Here is a 1,236-nt window from a genome sequence, read left to right on the forward strand (position 1 = left end):
AACGCCATCGCGGCGATGCTGGCGGCGCGCGTGCGCATGCTCTACGGGCTGGCGGAAGACGCCACGTTGCGCAGCCTGCGCGCCCGCGTGGCGCACCGGCTGCTGGTGCTGGCGCGCGGCGATGCCACGCAGTCGGTGCACCTGCGCCACGAGCTGCAACTGCCACAGGAGGCGCTGGCGATGATGCTCGGCGTGACGCGCCAGACGCTGTCGAAGGAGCTCAATGCGCTGGCGGGCGAGGGCGTGGTCGCGCTGCGTTACGGGCGCATCGAGCTGCTGTCGCTCGATGCGCTGCAGAAGTTGGTGAGCCTGGGCTGAGCCCGTGCGCCGCCGTCAGCGCAAGACCCGACCGTCGGCAGAAATGCTGATCAGGTCGATGTTGCGCACGCTGTCGCGCAGGCCCGGACGCAGGTTGATGCGAAAGCCGCCCACGTCGTAGTCCGTCATGCCGGACATCACGCGCTGCAGGCTCGCGGTGTTGAAGCCGCGGCCAGCGCGGCGCACCGCTTCGCCGGCCGCCTTGGCCGCGATGAAGCCTTCGAGGCCTTCGTACGACGCGGTCTGGTCGGAGTTGTCCACGGCCGCGAGGTATTCCTTGACGATGGGAATGGCCGAGGGCCGCGGCGACGGCACCACCTGCGAAATGACGATGCCGCCGATGTCCTTGCCCAGCGTGGCGTAGAGCGGGTCGATGCCGACGATGGAAAAGGCCATGAAGCTGCCCGCGTAGCCGCTCTTGCGCAGTGCGCGGATGGCATTGGCCGTGGTGCCCGAGAGCGACACCAGCACGATGGCCTGCGGCGACTGCTGCTGCACGGTCTTCAGGGCCGCGTCGAGCTTGTTGCCGGTGGCCGGCACCAGCGCGCTCGCGACCAGCGGCGTGAGCCTGAGCTCGGTGATGGCCTGCTCCACGGCCGCGAGGCCGGCGCGGCCCATGGCGTCGTCGTCGCCCACCAGCGCGATGCGCGTCTGCCCCACGGTGGCGCACTGCTTCACGATCTTCAGGGCCTCGTCGATCATGCCGGGCCGCACATGGAACACGTTGGGGTGGTCGGCGCCGCGCAGCGTGTCGGAGGCAGCGAAGGGCGCGAACAGCAGGCTGCCCTGCTGCGTGGCGACATTGGCCCCGGCTTCGCTGCTGGCCGTGCCGACGAAGCCGAAGAGCATGTCGGCCTTGTTGGTGGTGAGCAGGGTGCGCGCGTTGACGGCGGCGCGGGCCGCGTCGTAGCCGTCGTC

General features: G+C 70.2%; 2 protein-coding genes. One reads left to right on the forward strand and one right to left on the reverse strand.

Annotated elements, in window-relative coordinates; genetic code table 11:
• Nucleotides 1-318: Crp/Fnr family transcriptional regulator (locus ACSFA3_RS24245; protein WP_435507933.1), on the forward strand; the 318-nt coding region annotated here is incomplete at its 5' end.
• A 15-nt stretch (nt 319-333) separates the two neighbouring features.
• On the opposite strand, the gene ACSFA3_RS24250 is transcribed toward ACSFA3_RS24245, so the two are convergent.
• Nucleotides 334-1,236, reverse strand: a 903-nt coding sequence (locus ACSFA3_RS24250) for an ABC transporter substrate-binding protein (protein ID WP_435507934.1), incomplete at its 5' end; no start/stop codon positions are given.

This window comes from Variovorax glucosi, from assembly GCF_051216695.1.
Classification (GTDB): Bacteria; Pseudomonadota; Gammaproteobacteria; order Burkholderiales; family Burkholderiaceae_C; genus Variovorax.